The organism is Pseudomonas sp. H1h, from assembly GCF_000633255.1.
Classification (GTDB): Bacteria; Pseudomonadota; Gammaproteobacteria; order Pseudomonadales; family Pseudomonadaceae; genus Aquipseudomonas.
In genome coordinates this window covers 356,929-378,894 of record NZ_AYMJ01000003.1, presented here as the reverse complement: position 1 = coordinate 378,894, position 21,966 = coordinate 356,929, and the positions used below count along the sequence as shown (strand labels likewise).

Genomic DNA, 21,966 nt, shown 5'->3' with positions numbered 1-21,966 from the left:
TCAGCGCGCCCGATGCGCGAGGCCGAAGGTGAACATCAGGGCCAGCACCAGCACCAGTCCCTTGACGAAATCCTGCGCGTAATACGGCGCGTTGAGCATGGTCAGGCCATTGAGCAGCGAGGCCACCAGCAATGCCCCGACCAGCGTGCCGAAAGCGTTTGGCTTCTTCGCGCCAAGCACGGCAAAACCGATCAGCGCCGCACCGAGCGCGTCCAGCACCAGACCATTGCCGGAGCTGACGTCGCCCCGACCCAAACGAGCAGCCAACAACAAACCGCCGAGCGATGCGAGCAGCGCCGACAGCACGTAAGCGAGCAACTTGAAGCGCTGCACCGGTGCCCCCGCCAGCCGCGCCGCCTGCTCATTACCGCCGATCGCATAAAACAAACGCCCGACGCGCGTGCGCTCGAGAAACAACCACACCGCCAGCGCCACCAGCGCAGTGATCAACACCGGCACCGGCACCACCTCCCACAGCCGTCCGCGACCCAGGGCGAGAAACGCCGCACTGAAGGCCCCTTCAGTTTCCTCGCCACTGGGCAAAGTCATGCCCACCGCAATCGAGCGCCCACCGGTGGGAATCAGTTGCACCCCGATCACCAGAAACATGCTGCCCAGCGTCGCGAGAATGTCCGGCACCCGCAGCTTGACGATCAGCCAGCCATTGAGCAGTCCGACCAATGCGCCGCCGGCCAGACTGATCAGCACCGCCGGCACCGCACCCCAACCGAGCACCACCATGACGTAGCTGGCGATCATCAGGCTCATCGCAGCCACCGCACCGATCGACAAATCCAGCCCGCCAACGGCCATGGTCAACGTCACACCAAGCGCCAGCAGCGCAACAATCGATACCGACTGCAAGATGCTGAACAGGTTGCCAACGCGTAAAAACGCTGGCTCCGCGACGCTGAAAAACACCACGATCAGCGCCAGCAGCCACAACAGGCCATAGCGGATCAACGCTTGCAGCAAGCGCTCGGCGGGTGCCGCTGCGCTCGATAACAGTGAACTCGAATCAGGCACTCGCTCTGCTCCTTGGCGTGGCATGAAAGGGATGTTCGATCACCTCGGTGCCGGCCAGCGCGGCGACCAGCGTGGCGCGTTGCAGACCGGCGCGCGGGAAGTCGGCGACCACCGCGTGATCACGCAACAAAAGAATTCGATCAGCGATTTCCAGGGCTTCGTCGACATCCGCGCAAATCACCAGCGTCGCCCGGCCGACGGCACTGTCGCGCAGCAGTTGGCCGATCTCACGGCGGGCCCGGACATCAACGCCCTGAAACGGCTCGTCGAGAATCAACACCCGCCCTGCCCCAAGCAACCAGCGACCCAGCACGACCTTCTGTTGATTGCCGCCGGACAGCGCGCTCATCGGCACTTCGATTCCAGCGGTCTTGATCCCCAGCGCCGCAACTTGCGCCTCGACCGCCGCTGCTTCAGCGCGGTTGCGAATGAAACCGGCGCGGGTGAAGCGCTGCAGAAACGGCAGCGTCAGTGTGCGGCGCAAAGAAAAATCAGGCACCAGCGACTGGCTGGCCCGGTCCTGCGCCGCGAGAAACACGCCGCGATGAATGGCTTCCCTTGGCGAGTTCGGCTGCCAGTCCACGCCATCCAGTTGCAGGCTGCCAGCCACAGCTTCACGCAGGCCGAACAACACTTCGGCAATCTCGCTTTTGCCGGCGCCGAGCAACCCGGTCAGCACCACCACCTCACCTTCGTGCAGGTCGAAATCGAACCGTTGCGAGCGTGGCAAAATCTGCAGGCCGCGCACACCCAGGACTTTTCGCCCCACAGTCCCTGGCCTGTAGACATGCCCGTCAAGCGCCTGCCCGAGCATCGCGTGCACCGCTTCGGGCAACTGCCGCGCGCTGAACTCCCCGGCCAGACGCCCGTCACGCAAGACAATGGCGCGATCCGCCACTCGTTGCAGATCGGACAGGCGATGAGAGATGTAGATGATCGCCACTCCACGGCTGCGCAAGGTGTCGATCAGACCGAACAGGCGCTGCGCCTCGGCGTCGGACAACGCCGCCGTCGGCTCATCCAGGATCAGCAGGCGCGGCTGCAAGGCAAAGGCCCGTGCCAGCACCACCAACTGCCGTTCGGCCTGGCCCAGATGATCAATGGTTTGCTCCAGCGGCAACACCAGCCCGAGCCCGGCGGCGATGCTCGCAGCGCGTTCCAGCAGGCGCTTGCGATTGAGCCAGAAGTCGGCGTCGGGTTTGCACAACTCATCGAGCAGCAGGTTTTCCGCCACACTCAAACCGGGGGCAATGCCCTCGTTGATCTGTTGATGCACCGCGACAATTCCCACCCGCCGCGCCGACAGCGGCGAGCTGAACTGCCGGAGCTGCCCATCAACATGAATCGCGCCAGCATCGGCACGTTGGCTGCCGGCCAGAATCTTCACCAGCGTCGATTTGCCCGCACCGTTGGCACCGAGCAACGCCACCACTTCGGCAGGATGAATCTGCAGGCTGACGCTATCCAGCGCGCGGTTCGAACCGAAGGTCTTGCTCAGTTCGCGCACTTGAATCAGCGGCTTTTGAGCCACGACGACACTCATACGATTCCTTAACGTCGATGGGCCAGCGACCGCACCAGCCGGTCTCCGAGGCTTTGCACGCCCTGAACCAGAATGACCAGCACCACCACGGTGGCGACCATCACTTCATTGTTGAAACGCTGGTAGCCATAACGGATCGCCAGATCGCCCAGACCACCACCGCCAATCACCCCGGCCATGGAAGAAAAACCGATCAGCATCACCAGCGTCAGGGTGATCCCCGCCAGCAACGCAGGCAGCGCTTCGGGCAGCAACACTTTGCAAATCACGTGGCGGATGTCGCCGCCCATAGCGAGGATCGCTTCGATCCGGCCCTTGTCAACTTCATCCAGCGCGTTCTCGACGATCCGCGCAAAAAACGGAAACGCGCCAATGGTGATCGGCACCACCGCCGCCGTGCTGCCCAGTGTCGTACCGACCACCAGCCGGGTCAGCGGAATCAGCGCGATCAGCATCACCACGAACGGCAGCGAGCGCCCCAGGTTGACCAGCGAACCCAGTGCCGCATTCAGCCGTGGCAGCGGCCACAGTCCGTCGCGCCGGCTGACAAACAGCAACACCCCCAGCGGCAGACCGATCAGCAGCGTGAACAGCCCGGCGAGCAGCACCATGTACAGGGTTTCGCCGGTGGCGTTGAACACCAGTTGCAGGATTTCATCCCAATTGATTGTGCGGTTCATGACTGGGCCGCCCGTACGCCGTATTGCTTGAGGAAGCTCAGCCCCGGCGCGGCATGCCCCAACGGCAGGCCACAGGTCGGACGCAGCGAGGCGCCCAGCAGCGACTGCGGATCCGCCAGCAGTCGCGGCACCGGCCCGGCCTCGACCAGTCGCCCGCCAGCCATGGAGGCGGCGTGATCACAGATCGATTTGACCACGTCCAGCTCATGGGTGATCAGCACGATGGTCAAGCCCAGTTGCCGATTGATGTCGCGCAACAGGTCGAGAATCGATGCGGTGGTGTCCGGGTCCAGCGCGCTGGTGGCTTCGTCCGACAGCAGATACGCCGGCTCTGCTGCCAGCGCGCGGGCAATCCCCACGCGTTGCTTCTGGCCACCGGACAACTGCGAGGGAAAGGCTTGCGCCTTGTCACTCAAGCCGACCAGTTCCAGCAGTTCGCGCACCCGTACATGGCGCCACGGTTTGCCGACGTTGGCGATCTCCAGCGGCACCGCAATGTTGTCGAACACGGTGCGCGAGTGCAGCAGGTTGAAGCCCTGGAAAATCATGCCGATGCGCTGACGCTGGCGGCGCAGGTCGCTGGCGGACAGCGTCAGCAAGTCCACGCCGTCGATCAGGATGCGTCCGCTGTCCGGGCGTTCGAGCAGATTAAGGCAACGCAGCAGGGTCGATTTGCCCGCACCGCTACGCCCGAGAATGCCGTAGATCGCGCCGTCGGGAATGTTCAGCGACACCTGATCGAGTGCCGGCGCGGTGGAGGCCGGATACGTTTTGCTGACCTGCTCGACGACGATCATGGCGTGGCATCCACCACTGGGATCACCGAGCCATTGAAGGTGTCGGTGATGTATTTCGCCACTTGCGGCGAAGTCAGGTCCCTGGCCAGTTGCGCGATCCGTGGATCGTTCTGCAATTTCGGCGTGGTTACCAGAATGTTGGCGTACGGATTGTGCTCAGCCTTCTCCAGCCCCAGCGCATCCCTGGCCGGCACCAGCCCGGCTTCCAGCGCGTAGTTGCCGTTGATCACGGCGAGGTCGACATCGTCCAGCGCCCGGGGAATCTGCGGCGATTCGATTTCAAGGATCTTCAGCTGTTTGGGGTTCTCGGCGATGTCCTTGGGCGTCGCCTGATCGGCCGCCGGGTCCTTGAAACCGGGCTTGAGTTTGATCAGGCCGTTGTCCTGCAAAAGGTACAGCGCACGGCTCAGGTTGGTGACGTTGTTGGGGACGGCCACGGTGCCTTTTTCCGGCACTTGGGCGAAGTTTTTGTGCCGGCGTGAATAAATCCCCAACGGCTCGATATGCACCGTGGCCGCCACCGCCAGTTGCTGCCCCAGCGCCTGCTCCTGGGATTTGAGGTACGGCAGATGCTGGAAGTAATTGGCATCGACATCGCCGTGCACCAGCAACTCGTTGGAGTTCACGCCGTTGGGGATCTCGATGACCTTGAGGTTGAGTTGCGGATCGATCTTCTGGATGTAGGCGAGGATCTGCGCGTGCGGCACCGGGTCCGCCGCCACCCGCAATGGCTCCAGCGCCTGAGCGCCAAACGAAGTCACCAGCGCGCCAAGCACGGCCAGGGTCAAACCTGCTTGTTTCAACATGGGCGTAATCCTTGAGCGAGTGATGAATCAGGCGTTGGCGGTCTTGCGAACCGGTGCAGCGGGCATCAGTGCGTCGGCATAAAAGCGTCGGGCGACGTCGGGATGCGAGCGCAACCGGCCCTTGAGGTAGTTCCAGCCGACATCGCGAAACAACGGATTGAGCGGATCACTCGCCGGGCCGCGTGCTTCACGCAGCAGCACGGTGGGCAAGGGATACAGCGGCACCACGGCGTCGAGTTGCGCGCCGAGGAAAAACGCGATGGACAGACGTTCGCTGCCTTCAGGTGGCGACACCACCCGATGCACGGTGGCGCGCAGATAACCGTTGGTGGCCAGCTCCAGCAGTTCGCCGATGTTCACCACCAGCGTGTTGTCTCGGGGCAGCGCATCGATCCAGCGCCCCTCCTCGACTTCCACTTGCAGCCCCGCCTGCTGGTCTTGCAGCAAAAAGCTCAGGAACCCCGAATCCTTATGCGCGCCAACCCCCTGATGACTGGCCTCACGTGCCTGCCCCGGATAGCGCATCAGCTTGATGTGTTCGTTGGGCTTGTCGCCGTACAAGCGGTCGAAGGCATCGGCCGGCAGCGACAGCGCCTCGGCAAACGCCCGCAACAGACGCAGCGACATACGCGTCATCGCCTGCTGCCAGTCGAGCAGCAACGGCTTGAGTTGCGGCAGGGCCTGCGGCCATTGGTTGGGCCCCTGCAACCGCGTCCAGAAAGGGCTGTCCGGCGACCACGGCAACGCTTCGCGCTCGGCACCAAGATCGAACTGCTCGCGCAGGTCAGGTTGCCCGCGAGTGATTTCGGAAGCGGCACGGTTGTAACCACGAAAGTGCGGCGAATTGATCATGCCGACAGCGGCTTTATCGCTTTGCGGCAAGGCAAAGAACTGCCGCGCCTGATCCTGGACCTGCCTGAGCAAGGCACCGTCGATGCCATGCCCGGCCAGGTAAAAGAACCCGACGTCACGGGCGGCATGGCGCAGGTCTTCGAGAAATTGCCGGCGCTGCTGCGCCGAGCCGTCGAGCAGCGAAAGATCAAGAATAGGCAGCGTGTTGATGACTGATGCGTGCGGCATGATTCACTCCCGTGTGAATCAAACCTGAAGAGCCTGTGATCGATTCAGCGTGTGCCGTCATGGCAATCGGGAGGTCTATCGGTTTGATGCTTTGGTTCGTCTGTGAGCCAAAACTAAACGATATTAAAAACACCGAACAAATATCTTTTTTGCATTAGCTTAGCGCTGGGGATGATCAGCGCTGCGGGTGTCGAAAAAACAAAAGCCTGCTCTCCAAAGCAGGCTTTAGTCTGGCACCAACGCTTACTTCTGCGCTGCGGTAATCGCCGAGTAACTGTTCATCAGGTTGCGATAGTTCGGGATCCGCTGCGACAGCAGATTGCCCAGCCCTTCGATGTCGTTGCGCCAGTCGCGGTGCAGTTCGCAGGCGACCGAGAACCAGTTCATCATTTGTGCGCCGGCCTGGGTCATGCGGTTCCAGGCGGCTTGCTGGACGGTGGTGTTGAAGGTGCCGGAGGCGTCGGTGACAACGAATACGTCGAAGCCTTCCGCCAGTGCCGACAGGGTCGGGAACGCTACGCAGACGTCGGTCACGACCCCGGCGATGATGATCTGTTTGCGGCCGGTAGCCTTGATCGCCTTGACGAAGTCTTCGTTGTCCCAGGCGTTGATCTGGCCTGGGCGGGCGATGTACGGTGCGTCGGGGAACATTTCCTTGAGTTCCGGGACCAGCGGGCCGTTGGGGCCTTGTTCGAAACTGGTGGTGAGGATGGTCGGCAGGTTGAAGAATTTTGCCAGGTCGGCCAAGGCCAGAACGTTGTTCTTGAACTCGTTCGGCGAGAAGTCCTGAACCAGAGAAATCAGGCCAGTCTGGTGGTCGACCAACAGGACTACGGCGTCGTCTTTGTTCAGGCGGTTGTAGGTTGCAGTGCTCATGGTTGAATCCCTTTTCTTGGTTGTGATGGTTGGGGTTGCGTTGAACATGGGCACAGATTACGGACACGACCTGATCGGATAAATCTGTTGAAACGCGTTTTACTGTCAACTCAAAAGGGACAATCGGGCAAAGAGATGCAGGCGCTGCCTACAAAAATCCCGAGGGTCGGCGGTTATGAGCTAATAACACCTTCATTAAACCGTCTTCCAAACGTTGTACTAGGATAGGATCCAATTCCTGAAGTTTGCCTCGGCCAAGGAATACGGTCGACGCAGGCCAGGAATGGATTGTTTCACCTGTAATCATGGATGACGCTTATGAACTCACACCTGTTCCCCCACATCGGTAAAGTCATCGCCAGCACCGGCAGCCGGCACTTTCCGCGGATGCTGCATGACCTGATCCAGACCCAACTGGCGGTGGACGCCACGCATATTCGCCAGGTGCGCGTTGAGCCGGTGGGCCGCACCGCAAGTCACAATCAGCCGGACATCGGCAAAGACCCGGCCCTGCTGGCCGAGACAGTGTTCTCCGAACACAGTGCCGCACGCTCCGCTGAGCCGGCCGCCGCATTACCGGCGGCCAGTACCGACGCCTCGCAACTGCACCTCACCCGGCGCAAGGACGGCTACCGCTATGTGATCTCGGTGTATCGCAACGATCAGTCGCAGCGCTTCTCGGCCCAGGAGCGAAGTTTGTTGCAGGATATTTCCCCAGTGCTGTTACCGATGGTGGAAAAACACATCCATGCGCTGCAACCGGTACGGCCCGGCGCAGACGATCAATTGATCCACGCCGACGGCACGCAACCGGGCCTGGAAAACCTGCGCCAACGCTTTGCCGAGCGCCTCGAGCAACTGGGTCTGAGCCTGTCCAATCGCGAAACCGAGGTGTGCATCGGTCTGCTTGCCGGGCGCACCGCACCGGAGCTGGCCGGGCAGTTGCAGTTGAAGGTCAATACGGTGGAAAGCTATCTCAAGCGCGCCGCGATCAAATTGGGCATCAGCGGCCGGCATTCGTTGATGCGCTGGATGTATTCACCCGAGGACACCAGCCACGCCACCACGGCGGCCTGAGCCCTCGACCGAACGCAAAAACCGCCGCCCTCCCCGGGCAGCGGTTTTTTTCGGGCGTCGTTCAGTCCCGGGCCAGCGCCTCGATCGGATCAAGACGCGAGGCGTTGCGCGCCGGTACGAAGCCGAAAACGATGCCGATCAAGGTCGAGCAGATCACCGCCGTGATCACCGAGGCCAGCGAGAAGACCATTTCCCACTCCTTGATGAACACCGAAAACAGGTGCCCGATGGCGTACGACAGGGAAATGCCGATCGCCCCGCCCAGCAGGCAGACCATCACCGCCTCCACCAGAAACTGCTGGCGAATGTCCGACTGACGCGCACCGACCGCCATGCGAATGCCGATCTCCCGCGTGCGCTCGGTGACCGACACCAGCATGATGTTCATCACCCCGATGCCACCGACCACCAGCGAAATCACCGCGATCAGCGACAGCAGCAACGCCAGCGAGCGGCTGGTTTTCTGCACGGTCTGCATCACGCTGTCGAGATTGTTGGTGTAGAAGTCCTTAATACCGTGGCGTTGCAGCATGAGTCGGTTGACGTGCTCTTCCACCACTTTGCTCGACTGACCGTCCTTCATCCGCACGCTGATGCTGTCGAGAAACCGCTGGCCCAACAGGCGCCCGGCGGCGGTTTCGTAAGGCACCCAGACGTTCAGGGTCTTGCCCGAGGCAAACAGGTTTTTATTCTCCGCCGCGACCCCGATCACCGTGCACGGCAGGTTGCCGATCAGGATCACCTGGCCCAGCGGATCGACGCCCTCGGCAAACAACCGATGCCGGGTGTTGTAATCGATCACCACCACCTGCGCCTGACGTCGGGCATCGTTTTCACTGAAGGTGATGCCCGCCTCCAGCTTGATCCCGCGTACCTGGAAATACTGGTCGCTGACACCGTTGATCTGTGCGTCGAGGTCGATGTTGCGATAACGCAGGAGCATACTGCGGCCGACCACCGGGGTGGCGCTGTCGACGTAATACAGCTGATTCAGCGCGGTAACGTCGGCCGGCACCAGCGTCTCGATCGAGGCCGCGCGCTTGTCGCCGAAACTGGTGCCGGAATAGATATCGATGGTGTTGCTGCCGATCGCCGAAATGTCCTTGAGCACGTAGCGTTTGGCGCCCTCGCCGATGGCCGAAATCGACACCACCGAAGTGATGCCGATGACAATCCCGAGCATGGTCAGCAAGGTGCGCATGCGGTGCGACACCAGCGCCACCCAAGCCATGTTGAACGCCTCCTTGAACAGGCCCAGGCTGGCCACCAGCCGGCGGGTCGCCGGTGGTTTCGGCGCGACGTCCTCTTCGCTCGGCAGTTGCCCGCTGTCGCGCACGTTGAGGCGGTCACTGAGGATTTCGCCGTCGCTGACCTCGATGATGCGTTCGGCGTTGGCCGCGACTTTCGGGTCGTGGGTCACCAGAATCACCGTGTGCCCCGCCGCATGCAGCTCCAGCAGGATGCGCATCACTTCCTTGCCGCTGGCCGTGTCGAGGGCGCCGGTGGGTTCGTCGGCGAGGATCACTTCACCGCCGTTCATCAAGGCCCGGGCGATACTCACCCGTTGCTGTTGGCCCCCGGAGAGCTGACTTGGACGGTGCGTCAGGTGCCCCTCCAGCCCCAGCCGCGCCAGCAACTCGCGAGCGCGGGCGTGACGCTGCGGTGCAGGCGTGCCGGCGTAGATTGCCGGCATCTCGACGTTGTGCATCGCGCTCAGGTGCGGCAGCAAGTGATAACGCTGGAAGATGAAGCCGAAGTAATCGCGGCGCAGTTCGGCCAGCGCCTGATCGTCGAGGTCGCGGGTCTCCTGACCGTTGATCTTGTAGCTGCCAGCGGTGGCGTAATCGAGGCAACCAAGGATGTTCATCAAGGTCGATTTGCCGGAACCGGAAGCACCGATAATCGCCACCATTTCTCCGGCTTCGATCGTCAGATTGATGTTTTTCAGCGCCAGGAACTCGCGATCGCCAGCGGTGAAACTGCGGGTGATGCCGGTCAGTTGCAGCAGCGGTTGCGTCATGCTCAAGCCCCCGCCACGGCAGGTAACGGATCACCGATCACGACCCGGTCGCCTTCACTCAGGCCCTGATTGATCTGCACTTTGACGTTGTTGTTGATCCCGGTCTGCACGTTGCGCGACTGCGCCTGGCCCCTGGCATCCAGGACCCGCACCGTAAAGCTGCCATCGGCATTGCGCGGCCCGAGCGCCGCCACCGGCACCGTCAGCACCGATTGCGCGGTGTCGAGGACGATGCGCACCTGCGCGGTCATCGAAATGCGCAAGCGGTGGTCGGGGTTGGGCACCTCAAACAACGCGTTGTAGAACACTGCGCTGTTTTGTTTCGGCGTACCGGCCGGCGGCGTTTCGAGGAAATTCTGCGGCGCCGGTTCAGTGCCGCGCAGCTTGCCGTAATAGCGTTTGTCCTCCCCCAGAATGGTGAAATACACCGCCTGCCCCGGCGCGATGTGAATCACATCGGCTTCCGATACCTGAGCCTTGATGGTCATGGTGTCCAGGTCCGCCAGTTTCAGCAGGATCGGCGCCAACTGGTTCGCGATCACCGTCTGGCCTTCCTGAGTGACGATCCCGACCACGTCGCCATCGATCGGCGCGACAATCCGCGTATACGCAAGGTTGACCTTGGCGGTGTCGATCTGGATGTGTGCGCTCTTGATCTGCGCGTCCAGTGACAACAGGTTGGCCTGCTGCACTTCGTAGTTCGATTGCGCGGTTTCGAAATCCTGACGCGAGATCGACGCGTCTTCCTGCAGGTTCTGATAGCGCTCGTAGATCGCCTTGGTCTGCCTGAGCTGAGCCTGTGTCGCGCGCTTTTGCGCCTGCAGGTTTTCCTCATCGACCTGCGCTTGTCGCAGGGTGTTCTGCAGTACCAGCGGATCGATTTCCGCCAGCCACTGGCCCTTCTTCACCTTGTCACCGACCTTGACCTTGAGCGACTTCAACTGCCCCGACACCTGAGCGCCGACGTCCACCTGCTTGATGCCCTCCAGCAAGCCGGTGGCGAGTACGGTGTTTTCGATGTCCGTACGCTCGACCGGCGCCGTCTGGTATTTCGGTGCCTCGGCGGGGGCCTGCACCGTGTACAGCACCAATCCGGCCACCGCCGCCAACGCCAACCCCATACCGACTTTGCGCAACTTCGACTTTTCCATAAATAACCACAAGTCCGTTCAGGGATGAACCCGGCCAGCGGCCGGGTCTTGATAGAAAAACACCATTCAGGACAGCACTTGGCCGACCGCGACCGACAGGCCGTCGTGCCACCACGCCGCGAAACTGAAGACGTTGGGCGCCTTGAGAATCGTGAAGTGGTTGCCCGGTCCGTACCACACCGCCAGATCGTCGACCTGACGCTGCCAGCCCTCGAGCACCGCCGCCTGTTCGCGCTGATTGCCCCACTCGTCCAGCGTCGGGTCATCGACCAGTACCAGCCGCACCGGCCCGGTATAGGCCAGACGCGGTTGATAGACCGTGCGCAAGGCGCTGGAGAAGGTGCGTACCGGGCCGTGCATCGCGTTGGGCGCCGCCCGCTCCGACAACACCCCGGCGCGCACCATGCCTTCGTGCAGCAAGCGCAATTGCGTGGTGTCATCGGCGTTGGCGAACAGTGCAGGATCGATGCCCAGCGATTTGCCGCAGGACAACTGCAGTGTGTCGATCAGCCGTTGCAGCGCGGCAGTGGCCGTGTACGGTTTGCCGGCCGTGCCGTCGCCGCCCGGCGCCTCGCTGTCGATCAACGTCAGCGAAGCCACCTCACGTCCTGCCGCCTGCAACTGCGCGGCCATTGCATGCGCCACCCAGCCACCGAAGGAATGGCCGATCAGATGCACCGGCCCTTGCGGGTAGATCTGCGCGATCGCCTGCAGGTAGAACGCCGCGGCCGCCTCCACTTCGCTGTGCGGCACACTGACGCCGTCCAGCCCCCGGGGTTGCAGGCCGATGATCGGCCATTCCGGGCCGATGGCTTCGGTCAGGTGAATGAACCCGGTGACACTGTCACCCGCCCCCGGCACACAGAAAATCGGCGCATGCCCTACGTGTCCGGTCTGGATCGTCAGCAGCGGTTGATACGGCGTCGGCTCCGGCGCCACCAGAGTTTCCAGCGCCTGGGTAATCGCCTGACCGAGGGCCTGGATATGCGGCTGTTTCATCATCGTGCGGTGATCGCCGGGGATGTCGATGCAACGCAGCAACGTCGGGTCGAAACGCTCTTCCCAGCCACGGGTCGGGCTCGGCAAGGACTGCCCGTCCATCAACGCCTGGGCGCGGAACAGGTGGATCGTCTGGCTCGCCGGGCTGACCCGGTAATGTGCCAGCGCCAGGCGATGCGCCGCTTCGCGGTCAAAGTAGTGCCAGGCATCCGCCGCGCTGACCGTCGCCAGTTCCGGGTCGGTCAGTTGTTGCGCCTGGCAACGCTGGAACAGCTCAATGAAATCCAGCTGTTCGACCTGCGCTTCCAGCGCTTGCACTGCCGCCAGTGCCGCCTCGCCTTCGGCACCGAGCATCATCGAACGCCCACGGCAATGGCCGAGCAACTGACGTTTGTCCAGCCCTTCACCGCTCCACATCGCCTTGTCCTGGGCCAGCGGATTGGGTGCATAGCTGTCGAGCATGCCGATGAACGCCACCGGTTCATCGAGGCCAAGCAATTGCTGCGCGACCTCATGCGCCAGCACGCCGCCAAACGACCAGCCGGCCAGACGATACGGCCCGTGCGGCTGCACCGCGCGGATGATCCCGACCATGCGCTGCGCCATGCACTCGAGGGTGCGCAATTGCGCTTGCCCAAGGGGAACGCCGGGCAAGCCGTAGATCGGGAACTCGCCGCCAATGTGCTGGGCCAGCGTCGGGAAATACACGTCGCGGCCGCTGAACTCATGCATCAGGAACAACGGCGTACCGTGCTCCCCGGCGCGCACCACGACCAGCCCGTCCGGCTGCCCGCCCGCCTCGTCCTGACTCAGCAGCGTGGCGGCAGATTCGACGCTCGGATGCTGGAACAGCTCGGCCAACGACAGTTTCAGCCCGGCCCTTTGCATCAGATTGACCAGCCGCACCGCCAGCAACGAATGGCCCCCGAGTTCGAAGAAGTTGTCGTGCCGCCCGACCTGTTCAACACCGAGCACCTCGCCCCAGATCTGCGCCAGCGTGGTTTCGACGTCACCCTGCGGCGCCACGTAAGGCCGGTTGATCACCGCGTCCGCCCCCGGTTCCGGCAGGGCCTTGCGGTCGATCTTGTCGTTTGGTGTCAGCGGCAAGGCGTCGAGCCGCACGAACGCACCGGGCACCATGTACTCCGGCAAACGCTCCAGCACGTGGGCGCGCAAGGTCTCCAGGCTGGGTTCATCTACGCCAGAGCGCACGCTGTACCAGGCCACCAGACGTTCGTCGCGCACCATCACCACCGCTTCGCGAATTGCCGGATGCTCGATCAGCCGCGCCTCGATTTCTCCTGGCTCCAGACGCAAGCCACGCAGCTTGATCTGGAAGTCGTTGCGGCCGAGAAACTCTAGATTTCCGTCGTTGTTGTAACGCACCAGATCGCCGGTGCGGTACAGCCGATCACCCGCTACAAACGGGCTGTCGATGAAACGCTCGGCCTGCATCTCGGGCAAGCCGTGATAACCGCGCGCCACGCCGACACCGCCAATGTGCAACTGACCGCTGACGCCTTGCGGCACCGGTTGGTCGTAAGCATCGAGCACGTACAGGCGCGTGTTGCTCAACGCTTTGCCAATCGGCACCACGCTGTCCGGCACCGGCATTGCCGGTTCCAGCGTCCAGCCGGTGCTGTCGACCGTGGTTTCGGTCGGGCCATAGACGTTGTGCAAACGCACCCACGGCAGCCGCGCGCGCACCTGCCGCGCCAGTGCGGCACTGAGTTCGCCGCCGCCATTAAGCACGTCGGTGAGGCTGGTGCATTGCTCGACACCCTCCTGCTCGATGAACTGCTGCAGCAACGCCGGGACGAACTTGACCACCGTCACCTGTTGCTGGCGGATGGTCTGCACCACGTACGCCGAATCGCGGTTGCCGTCGGGCCGCGCCAACACCAGACGCATGCCGGAGCACAGCGGCCAGAAGATCTCCCACACCGAACTGTCGAAGCTGAACGGCGCCTTTTGCAGCAGTGCGCCGTGTTCGGTTGGCGGACTGAGCTGCGAACCCCAGTGCACCATGTTGCAGGCGCTGCGGTGCTCGATCATCACGCCCTTCGGCAGGCCCGTAGAACCCGAGGTGTAGATCATGTAAGCGAGGTTCGAAGCGCTCAGGCCCGGCACCTGCGAGTCAAGCTCCGGCAGGGTCTGCCAGGTGCTGTGGTCAAGGTCGATCAGCGTGGCTGCCGCGTTATCGAACAACCCGCGAGTCGCCGTCTGCACCAGCACCGCCGTCGGCGCGCTGTCCTTGAGCATGTAGGCCAGACGCTCCGTCGGGTAGCTCGGGTCCAACGGCACATAGGCGCCGCCCGCCTTGAGGATGCCGAGCAGACCGACCACCAGATCCAGCCCGCGCTCGACGCAGATCGCCACTCGCGCGTCCGGCTGCACACCAAGTTCGCGCAGGTGATGGGCCAGGCGGTTGGCGCGTTCGTTGAGTTCGCGATAGCTCAGGCGCTGTTCCGCCGTCTGCACGGCGACCGCGTCAGGTCGGCGCCGCACTTGTGCTTCGAACATCACATGCAGCGGTTGCTCCAGCGGGCACTCGACTTGCGTCGCATTGAAGTCCACCAACAAGCGCTGACGCTCGTCCGCCGCCAGCAACGGTACTTGCGCCAGCACAACCTGATCATCGTTGACCAGCGTCGCCAGCAGTTGCTGGAAGTAGCCGACAAAGCGGCGAATGGTCGCTTCGTCGAACAGCGCCGTGGCGTAGTTCAGCGCCCCGCGAATCCCGCTCGGGTGCTCACCGAGGGTCAACGACAGGTCGAATTTGACGAATCGGCTCGGCCCGGCCACGCCTTCAAGGCTCAGTTCACCCAGGGTCAGGGCCGGCCCGTCGTTGTTGTCCCAACTGAGCAGCGTCTGGAACAACGCGCTGTGGGACAGGCTGCGCAGCGGCTTACAGATTTCCACCACCTGTTCGAACGGCAAGTCCTGATGCGCCTGCGCTTGCAGGGTTTGCGCCTTGACCCGCGCCAGCAACGCCTCGCCGCTCGGCTCGTCCGAGGTGTCGATGCGCAAGGCCAGGGTGTTGACGAACATGCCGATCAAGCCTTCGATCTCGGCGCGAGTGCGGTTGGCCACCGGCGAACCGATCACCACCTCGGGCTGGCCGGACAGGCGACTGAGGGTCATCGCCCACGCGCTCATGATCACCATGTACGGCGTGACTGCGCGGCGCTGACACAGGGTCTTGAGCCCGGCACTCAGCTGTTCGCCCAGCTGTATTTCGACACTGCCACCACTGTGGTCCTGCTGCGCCGGACGCGGTCGGTCGGTGGGCAGGGTCAGCAACGCCGGCGCGCCGGCCAGGGCCTGTTGCCAGTAATCGCTCTGGCGTTGCAGCACCTCGCCGCTGAGCCAGCGGCGTTGCCACACCGCGTAGTCGGTGTATTGCAGCGCCAGTGGCGGCAACGGATCGGGCTGGCCGTGACTGAACGCCTGATACAACGCCGCCAGTTCACGGGTCAGCACGCCCATCGACCAGCCGTCGGAGACGATGTGGTGCAGGGTCAGCAACAGCACGTGGTGATCGTCCGCCAGCCGCACCAGACGACCGCGCATCAACGGATCGTCCTGCAAATTGAACGGCGCGCAGGCCTCGGCCTCGGCCAGTCTGTGCAGGGCCTCGTCGGCCTGCGGATAGCCACGCAAGTCTTCGACACGCAGGACCACACCGGTGTCCACCGGCAGGATCTGCACTTGGGCCTCATCGTCAAGCTGATGGAAACGGCTGCGCAGGGTTTCGTGGCGCGCAACGATCCGCGCCAGCGCCCGTTGCAGCGCGTCTTCGTCCAGCCGGCCGCGCAGGCGCAAGCCGACCGGGATGTTGTAGGCGCTATTACCGCCACCCATCTGCGCCAGGAACCACAGGCGTTGCTGAGCGAACGACAGCGGCAGCACTTGATCACGCGGCGCCGGCAGGATATCCGGCAGCGTGCTGCGTCCGGCACGGCTGAGCACGTCCGCCACGGCGGCCAGTTCCGGGTTGGCGAACAGCTCACCCAGCGCCAGCTCGATCCCCAGTTGTTGGCGCACCTGCGACAACATGCGCATCGCCAGCAGCGAATGCCCACCCAGTTCAAAGAAGTTGTCGTGACGACCGACCTGCGCAACCTGCAACACCTCGGCCCAGACCCGGGCCAGACTGGCTTCCAGCGCCGTGACCGGGGCCTCGTAAGCGCGACTGAGCAGCGCATCCTCGGTCGGCGCGGGCAACGCTTTGCGATCGACCTTGCCGTTGTTGTTCAGCGGCAACGTCGCAAGTTGCACCCAGGCACTCGGCACCATGTATTCCGGCAACCGCGCCTGCAATTGCGCGTGCAGGTCGGCGCTGTCCAGCGGCTGATCGTGCACGGTGTAATAGGCCACCAGACGCGGGGTTGCCTGGCCGTCGCGACGTGCCAGCACCACCGCTTCCTTGACCCCGGCGCAACTGAGCAAGCGGCTCTCGATTTCTCCCAGTTCGATGCGGAAACCCCGGATCTTCACCTGATCGTCATTGCGCCCGATGCAATCGAGTTGCCCCGGCGCCAGCCAGCGTGCGAGGTCGCCGGTGCGATAGAGCAACGCGCCAGGCCGGTCGCTGAACGGATCGCGCAGGAACTTCTCGGCGGTCAGGTCCGGGCGGTTCAGGTAACCCAGCGCCACGCCCTGCCCGCCAATGTACAACTCGCCGGTCACACCCATCGGCACCGGTTGCTGGTGCGCGTCGAGCACATACACCTGGGTGTTGGAAATCGGCCCGCCAATCGGCACGCTCTCGGCGTTTTCAGCCACCTCAAGCACCTCGAAGGTGGTGGCGTAGGTGGTGGTTTCGGTCGGGCCGTAGCAATGCACGATACGTAGTAGCGGCGCAGCAGCCCGCAGCGTGCGGAACGCCGCCGGTTCACCGCGCTCACCACCGCACAGCAGGATGCGCAAGCCTTTGAGCGCCTGCGGAATCAGTTGCACGTACTGGTTGAACAGCGCGGTGGTGACGAACAGGATCGTCGCCCCGGAGTTGCTCAGTTCGCGGCCAAAAGCGTTCGGATCGAGCAAGGTCTGGTGATCGATCACCACCACGCGCCCGCCGTTGAGCAACGGGCCCCAGATGTCCATGGTGCTGGCGTCGAACGCCGGGTTGGAAGCGAACACCACACGGTCCTGCGCGTTGAAATCGGCATAACCGTTGTTCAGCAACAGACGCCCGATGCCACGGTGCGGAACCATCACGCCTTTCGGGGTGCCGGTGGAGCCGGAGGTGTACATGATGTACGCCAGCGCCTCCGAGCTTTGCGCCAGGTTCGGGTTGTGCGTCGGCTGGCCGCTGAGCTTGAGCCGGTCAAGGTCGATGCGTGGCGCGGCGTAATCGATGGTTTCACTGCTGAGGGTCAGCAACGCCACTGCGCGGCAGTCCTCGACCATGAACGCCTGACGCTCGCTCGGCGCATTGATGTCCAGCGGCACATAGGCCGCCGCGCACTTGGCAATCGCCAGTTGCGCCACCAGCAGTTCCAGCGAGCGCGGCAACAGGATCGCCACGTGGTCGCCCGGCTGCACGCCTTGGCCGATCAAGTGATGCGCCAGGCGGTTGGCCTGGGCGTTCAGTTCAAAGTAGCTCAGCGAATGCTCGCCATGCACCGCCGCCACAGCCTTTGGATGCGCTGCGGCCTGCTGCTGGAATACCCCGTGCACGGTCAGCGTCTGCGGGTACTCGCGCGCGGTGGCGTTGAACCCGCACAGCAAGCGCTGACGCTCATCCTCGGCGAGTAACTGCACCCGCTCCAGCACCGCCTGATCATCACTGACCATCGCCGCCAGCAAGCACTGCAAGTAGCCGACATAACGCTGGATGGTCGACTGATCGAACAACGCCGTGGCGTATTCCAGCGAACCGCGAATCACCCCGTTGGCTTCGCCCAGGGTCAGGGTCAAATCAAACTTGGCGACCTGCCCCGGGGCGGCCACACCTTCGAGGCTCAGGTCGCCCAGTGCGAGGTTCGGTCCGACGCTGCTGTCCCAGCTCAGTGTGGTCTGAAACAGCGGGCTATGCGCCAGGCTACGTACCGGTCGTGCGATTTCCACCACCTGTTCGAACGGCAAGTCCTGATGCGCCTGGGCTTGCAGGGTTTGCGCCTTGACCCGCGCCAGCAGCGTGGCCACACTCGGCTCACCCGAGGTGTCGATGCGCAAGGCCAGGGTGTTGACGAACATGCCGATCAGACCTTCGATCTCGGCCCGGGTACGGTTGGCCACCGGCGAGCCGATCACCACATCGGACTGCCCGGACAGGCGACTCAGCAGCAGCGACCAGGCACTCATCACGGTCATGAACAGGGTCACGCCGTGACGCTGACTCAAGGCTTTGAGCCCGGCGCTCAGACGTTCGTCCAGCAGCACCTCGACCGTGCTGCCGGCGTAATCCTGTTGCACCGGACGCGGACGGTCGGTGGGCAGGGTCAGCAAGGCCGGCGCACCGTCGAGGGTCTGTTGCCAGTATTGGCTTTGGCGCTGCAGCACTTCACCGCTGAGCCAGCGCCGTTGCCACACGGCGTAGTCGCCGTATTGCAGCGCCAGCGGTGGCAACGGATCGGGCTGGCCCTGACTGAAGGCCTGGTACAACGCCATCAGTTCGCGGGTCAGAACGCCCATCGACCAGCCGTCGGCGACAATGTGATGCACCGTCAGCAACAGCACATGGTGTTCGTCGGCCAGTTTTACCAGCCGCCCGCGGATCAGCGGGTCGTGCTGCAGGTCGAACGCCGTCGCGGCTTCTTGCGCAAGCAGCGCCTGCAACGTCGCTTCGGCCTGAGGGTCTTGGCGCAGGTCTTCCACCTGCAACAGCAGGCCGCTATCAACCGGCGCAATCGTCACCTGCGCCTGATCGTCAAGGCTGATGAAACGGCTGCGCAAGGTTTCGTGTCGCGCCACGATCTGCCCCAGCGAGTGTTGCAGCGCTTCGCCATTGAGCCGCCCGCGCAGGCGCAGGCCAATCGGAATGTTGTACGCCGAGTTGCCGCCAGCCATTTGCGCCAGGAACCACAGGCGCTGCTGGGCGAACGACAGCGGCAGCGCCTGATCACGCGGTGCCGGCACAATCTCCGGCAGCGTGCTGCGCCCGGCGCGGTTCAGCACTTCGGCCACCGCGCTCAGGTGCGGATCGGCAAACAATTCACTCAAAGGCAGCTCGACGCCCAGACGCTGGCGCACCTGCGACAGCATGCGCATCGCCAGCAACGAATGCCCGCCGAGTTCGAAGAAGTTGTCATGCCGCCCGACCTGCCCGGTTTGCAGGACCTCGGCCCAGATCTGCGCCAGTGCAATTTCCAGCTCGCCCTGCGGCGCAGCATATTCGCGGGTGAACAGCGCCGCCTCATCCGGTTTGGGCAAGGCTTTGCGATCGACCTTGCCGTTGTTGTTCAACGGCAGGCTGTCGAGGGCCACCCACGCACTCGGCACCATGTACTCCGGCAGCCGCGCCTGCAAATGCTCGCGCAGAGTGGCAATGTCCACAGCGCCATCGTGGGCGGTGTAGTAAGCCACCAGCCGCAGCGGCTCCTGAGCATCACGGCGCGCCAGCACCACGGCTTCCTTGATGCCCGGATAGCCCAGCAGACGGCTCTCGATTTCCCCCAGTTCGATGCGAAAACCCCGGATCTTCACCTGATCGTCATTGCGCCCGATGCAATCGAGTTGCCCCGGTGCCAGCCAGCGTGCGAGGTCGCCGGTGCGATAGAGCAACGCGCCAGGCCGGTCGCTGAACGGATCGCGCAGGAACTTCTCGGCGGTCAGGTCCGGGCGGTTCAGGTAACCCAGCGCCACGCCCTGTCCGCCAATGTACAACTCGCCGGTCACGCCCATCGGCACCGGTTGCTGGTGCGCGTCGAGCACATACACCTGGGTGTTGGAAATCGGCCCGCCAATCGGCACGCTCTCGGCGTTTTCAGCCACCTCAAGAACCTCGAAGGTGGTGGCGTAGGTAGTGGTTTCGGTCGGGCCGTAGCAATGCACGATGCGTAGTTGCGGCGCAGCAGCCCGCAGCGTGCGGAACGCCGCCGGATCACCGCGCTCACCACCGCACAGCAGGATGCGCAAGCCTTTGAGCGCCTGCGGAATCAGTTGCACGTACTGGTTGAACAGCGCGGTGGTGACGAACAGGATCGTCGCCCCGGAGTTGCTCAGTTCGCGGCCAAAAGCGTTCGGATCGAGCAAGGTCTGGTGATCGATCACCACCACGCGCCCGCCGTTGAGCAGCGGGCCCCAGATGTCCATGGTGCTGGCGTCGAACGCCGGGTTGGAAGCGAACACCACACGGTCCTGCGCGTTGAAATCGGCATAACCGTTGTTCAGCACCAGACGCCCGATGCCACGGTGCGGAACCATCACGCCTTTCGGGGTGCCGGTGGAGCCGGAGGTGTACATGATGTACGCCAGCGCCTCCGAGCTTTGCGCCAGGTTCGGGTTGTGCGTCGGCTGGCCGCTGAGCTTGAGCCGGTCAAGGTCGATGCGTGGCGCGGCGTAATAGATGGTTTCACTGCTGAGGGTCAGCAGCGCCACTGCGCGGCAGTCCTCGACCATGAACGCCTGACGCTCGCTCGGCGCATTGATGTCCAGCGGCACATAGGTCGCCGCGCACTTGGCAATCGCCAGTTGCGCCACCAGCAGTTCCAGCGAGCGCGGCAACAGGATCGCCACGTGGTCGCCCGGCTGCACGCCTTGGCCGATCAAGTGATGCGCCAGGCGGTTGGCCTGGGCGTTCAGTTCGCCATAACTCAAGGTTTGTCCGCCATGCACGGCGGCGATGGCTTGTGGGTCGGCCAGCACTTGCCTTTCGAACAGGGCATGTACGGTCAGCGTCTGCGGGTATTCACGCGTGCTGGCGTTGAACTCGACCAGCAGTTGCCGGCGCTCGTCCTGCGACAGAATCGACAGCTGATCAACGCTCGACTGCGGCGCCTGTTCCAGCGCGCGCAACAGATTGCCCACGGCCAGTTGCATGTACTCGCAGATGCGCCCGGCGTCGATGCCGTCGCCGGCCATTGCGGTGAAACTGAAGCCTTCGCCCAGGTCATCGACACTCAGGCTCAGCCGGTAGTTGGTGCGTTCCTCGGCATTGAGCAACTGCATGCCTTGCCACGCGCTTGCTGCAGCCCGGGAAGACGCGCCGGCAGTCGCGCTGTGGCGATAGTTGAACAAGGTGCTGAACAACGGCGTGCCGGCAGGCATGGCGCTGCAATGTTGGGCCAGAGCCAATTGCGCATGCTCGTGTTGCAGCAGCGCGTTCAATCGTTGGTGGGTGGCGAGCGCGGCGTCCTTGACCGAGCGCTGGCCCAGATCAATGCGCAATGGCAAGGTGTTGATGAACACCCCCAGCGCCCGCTCGGCGCCCTCGCCCGCTTGCAAGCGGCCCAGCAGCACGGTGCCGAACACCACCGTTTCACCCCCGGACAGTTGTCCCAGCACCTGCGCCCAGGCCAAATGCATCAGGCTCGCCGCACTGATGCCCAGACGCCGGGCCTTGGCCCTGACGCGCTGACTCAGGTCCAGGTCGAGCGAGCGCCGGGCTTCTTCACCGAGACCTTGCGCAACACTGCTTTGGCCATACGGCACGCTCGGTTCGCTGACGTCTCCAAGCATTTCGCGGAAGAAACTTTCGTGCGCCTGAGCGCTCAACCCGGCACGGGTGTGCGCCACATAATTGCGGTACGCCACCGGTTCGGCCAGACGCTGCGCCTGACCAAGCAGGAACGCCTGCATTTCGTGTTGCAGCACTTCCAGTGCCACGTGGTCCATCACCAGGTGATGGAACAGCAGGATCGCCACCACACGCTGATTGACCGTGTCCGGCGCGTGGACCACACGCAACAGCGGTGCCTGATCGATCGGCATCCGATAGTGACCGGCGTCAAAGCGGCTGCGCA

The 21,966-nt window shown here is 63.5% G+C and carries 11 protein-coding genes (1 of these 11 only partly in view); 1 reads left to right on the top strand and 10 read right to left on the bottom strand.

What is annotated here, in order from left to right:
- From U862_RS0103510 to ycaC, 7 genes are all read right to left on the bottom strand, one after another.
- Positions 1-1,026, bottom strand: a complete 1,026-nt coding sequence (locus tag U862_RS0103510; RefSeq protein ID WP_025109124.1) for an ABC transporter permease — start codon at positions 1,024-1,026, stop codon at positions 1-3.
- Complete coding sequence (locus tag U862_RS0103505) at positions 1,019-2,569, bottom strand: sugar ABC transporter ATP-binding protein (RefSeq protein ID WP_025109123.1); 1,551 nt, start codon at positions 2,567-2,569, stop codon at positions 1,019-1,021. The genes U862_RS0103510 and U862_RS0103505 overlap by 8 nt, the downstream gene beginning before the upstream one ends.
- Before the next feature lie 8 nt (positions 2,570-2,577).
- Positions 2,578-3,249, bottom strand: coding sequence for a methionine ABC transporter permease (locus tag U862_RS0103500; RefSeq protein WP_025109129.1), 672 nt, complete (start codon positions 3,247-3,249; stop codon positions 2,578-2,580).
- Positions 3,246-4,046, bottom strand: a complete 801-nt coding sequence (locus U862_RS0103495) for a methionine ABC transporter ATP-binding protein (protein WP_115675146.1) — start codon at positions 4,044-4,046, stop codon at positions 3,246-3,248. Before U862_RS0103495 ends, U862_RS0103500 begins: the two co-directional genes overlap by 4 nt.
- Complete coding sequence (locus U862_RS0103490; RefSeq protein ID WP_025109122.1) at positions 4,043-4,852, bottom strand: MetQ/NlpA family ABC transporter substrate-binding protein; 810 nt, start codon at positions 4,850-4,852, stop codon at positions 4,043-4,045. The genes U862_RS0103495 and U862_RS0103490 overlap by 4 nt, the downstream gene beginning before the upstream one ends.
- A 27-nt stretch (positions 4,853-4,879) precedes the next feature.
- The gene (locus U862_RS0103485; protein WP_025109121.1) at positions 4,880-5,932 is read right to left on the bottom strand and encodes an isopenicillin N synthase family oxygenase; all 1,053 of its coding nucleotides are present in this window, start codon (positions 5,930-5,932) and stop codon (positions 4,880-4,882) included.
- Positions 5,933-6,175: 243 nt separating this feature from the next.
- Positions 6,176-6,808: an isochorismate family cysteine hydrolase YcaC gene (ycaC, locus tag U862_RS0103480; protein WP_025109120.1), complete on the bottom strand. Its 633-nt coding sequence runs from the start codon at positions 6,806-6,808 to the stop codon at positions 6,176-6,178.
- Between the two features lie 318 nt (positions 6,809-7,126).
- Between ycaC and U862_RS0103475 the strand changes: the two genes are divergently transcribed.
- A complete protein-coding gene (locus tag U862_RS0103475) occupies positions 7,127-7,885 on the top strand; it encodes a helix-turn-helix transcriptional regulator (RefSeq protein ID WP_025109119.1) in 759 nt (252 codons plus the stop codon).
- A gap of 61 nt (positions 7,886-7,946) precedes the next feature.
- Here the strand turns inward: U862_RS0103475 and U862_RS0103470 are convergent, their stop codons facing one another.
- From U862_RS0103470 to U862_RS0103460, 3 genes are all read right to left on the bottom strand, one after another.
- Entirely contained in the window at positions 7,947-9,905 is a 1,959-nt protein-coding gene (locus tag U862_RS0103470) for a MacB family efflux pump subunit (RefSeq protein WP_025109118.1), read from the bottom strand.
- Between the two features lie 2 nt (positions 9,906-9,907).
- Positions 9,908-11,056, bottom strand: coding sequence for a macrolide transporter subunit MacA (gene macA / locus U862_RS0103465; protein WP_025109117.1), 1,149 nt, complete (start codon positions 11,054-11,056; stop codon positions 9,908-9,910).
- 66 nt (positions 11,057-11,122) lie between these two features.
- Positions 11,123-21,966, bottom strand: the 3' portion of a protein-coding gene (locus U862_RS0103460) for a non-ribosomal peptide synthase/polyketide synthase (protein WP_025109116.1). The gene runs 6,994 nt beyond the window's last position; 10,844 of the gene's 17,838 nt are visible here — the last part of the coding sequence; its start codon lies off the right edge, out of view — the gene reads right to left on this strand; its stop codon occupies positions 11,123-11,125.

Bases quoted from the DNA above. Each gene is read 5' to 3' on its own strand.
- U862_RS0103500 (WP_025109129.1), bottom strand. From the start codon at position 3,249: ATGAACCGCACAATCAATTGGGATGAAATCCTGCAACTGGTGTTCAAC.
- macA (WP_025109117.1), bottom strand. From the start codon at position 11,056: ATGGAAAAGTCGAAGTTGCGCAAAGTCGGTATGGGGTTGGCGTTGGCG.
- U862_RS0103495 (WP_115675146.1), bottom strand. From the start codon at position 4,046: ATGATCGTCGTCGAGCAGGTCAGCAAAACGTATCCGGCCTCCACCGCG.
- U862_RS0103490 (WP_025109122.1), bottom strand. From the start codon at position 4,852: ATGTTGAAACAAGCAGGTTTGACCCTGGCCGTGCTTGGCGCGCTGGTG.
- U862_RS0103470 (WP_025109118.1), bottom strand. From the start codon at position 9,905: ATGACGCAACCGCTGCTGCAACTGACCGGCATCACCCGCAGTTTCACC.
- ycaC (WP_025109120.1), bottom strand. From the start codon at position 6,808: ATGAGCACTGCAACCTACAACCGCCTGAACAAAGACGACGCCGTAGTC.
- U862_RS0103505 (WP_025109123.1), bottom strand. From the start codon at position 2,569: ATGAGTGTCGTCGTGGCTCAAAAGCCGCTGATTCAAGTGCGCGAACTG.
- U862_RS0103475 (WP_025109119.1), top strand. From the start codon at position 7,127: ATGAACTCACACCTGTTCCCCCACATCGGTAAAGTCATCGCCAGCACC.
- U862_RS0103485 (WP_025109121.1), bottom strand. From the start codon at position 5,932: ATGCCGCACGCATCAGTCATCAACACGCTGCCTATTCTTGATCTTTCG.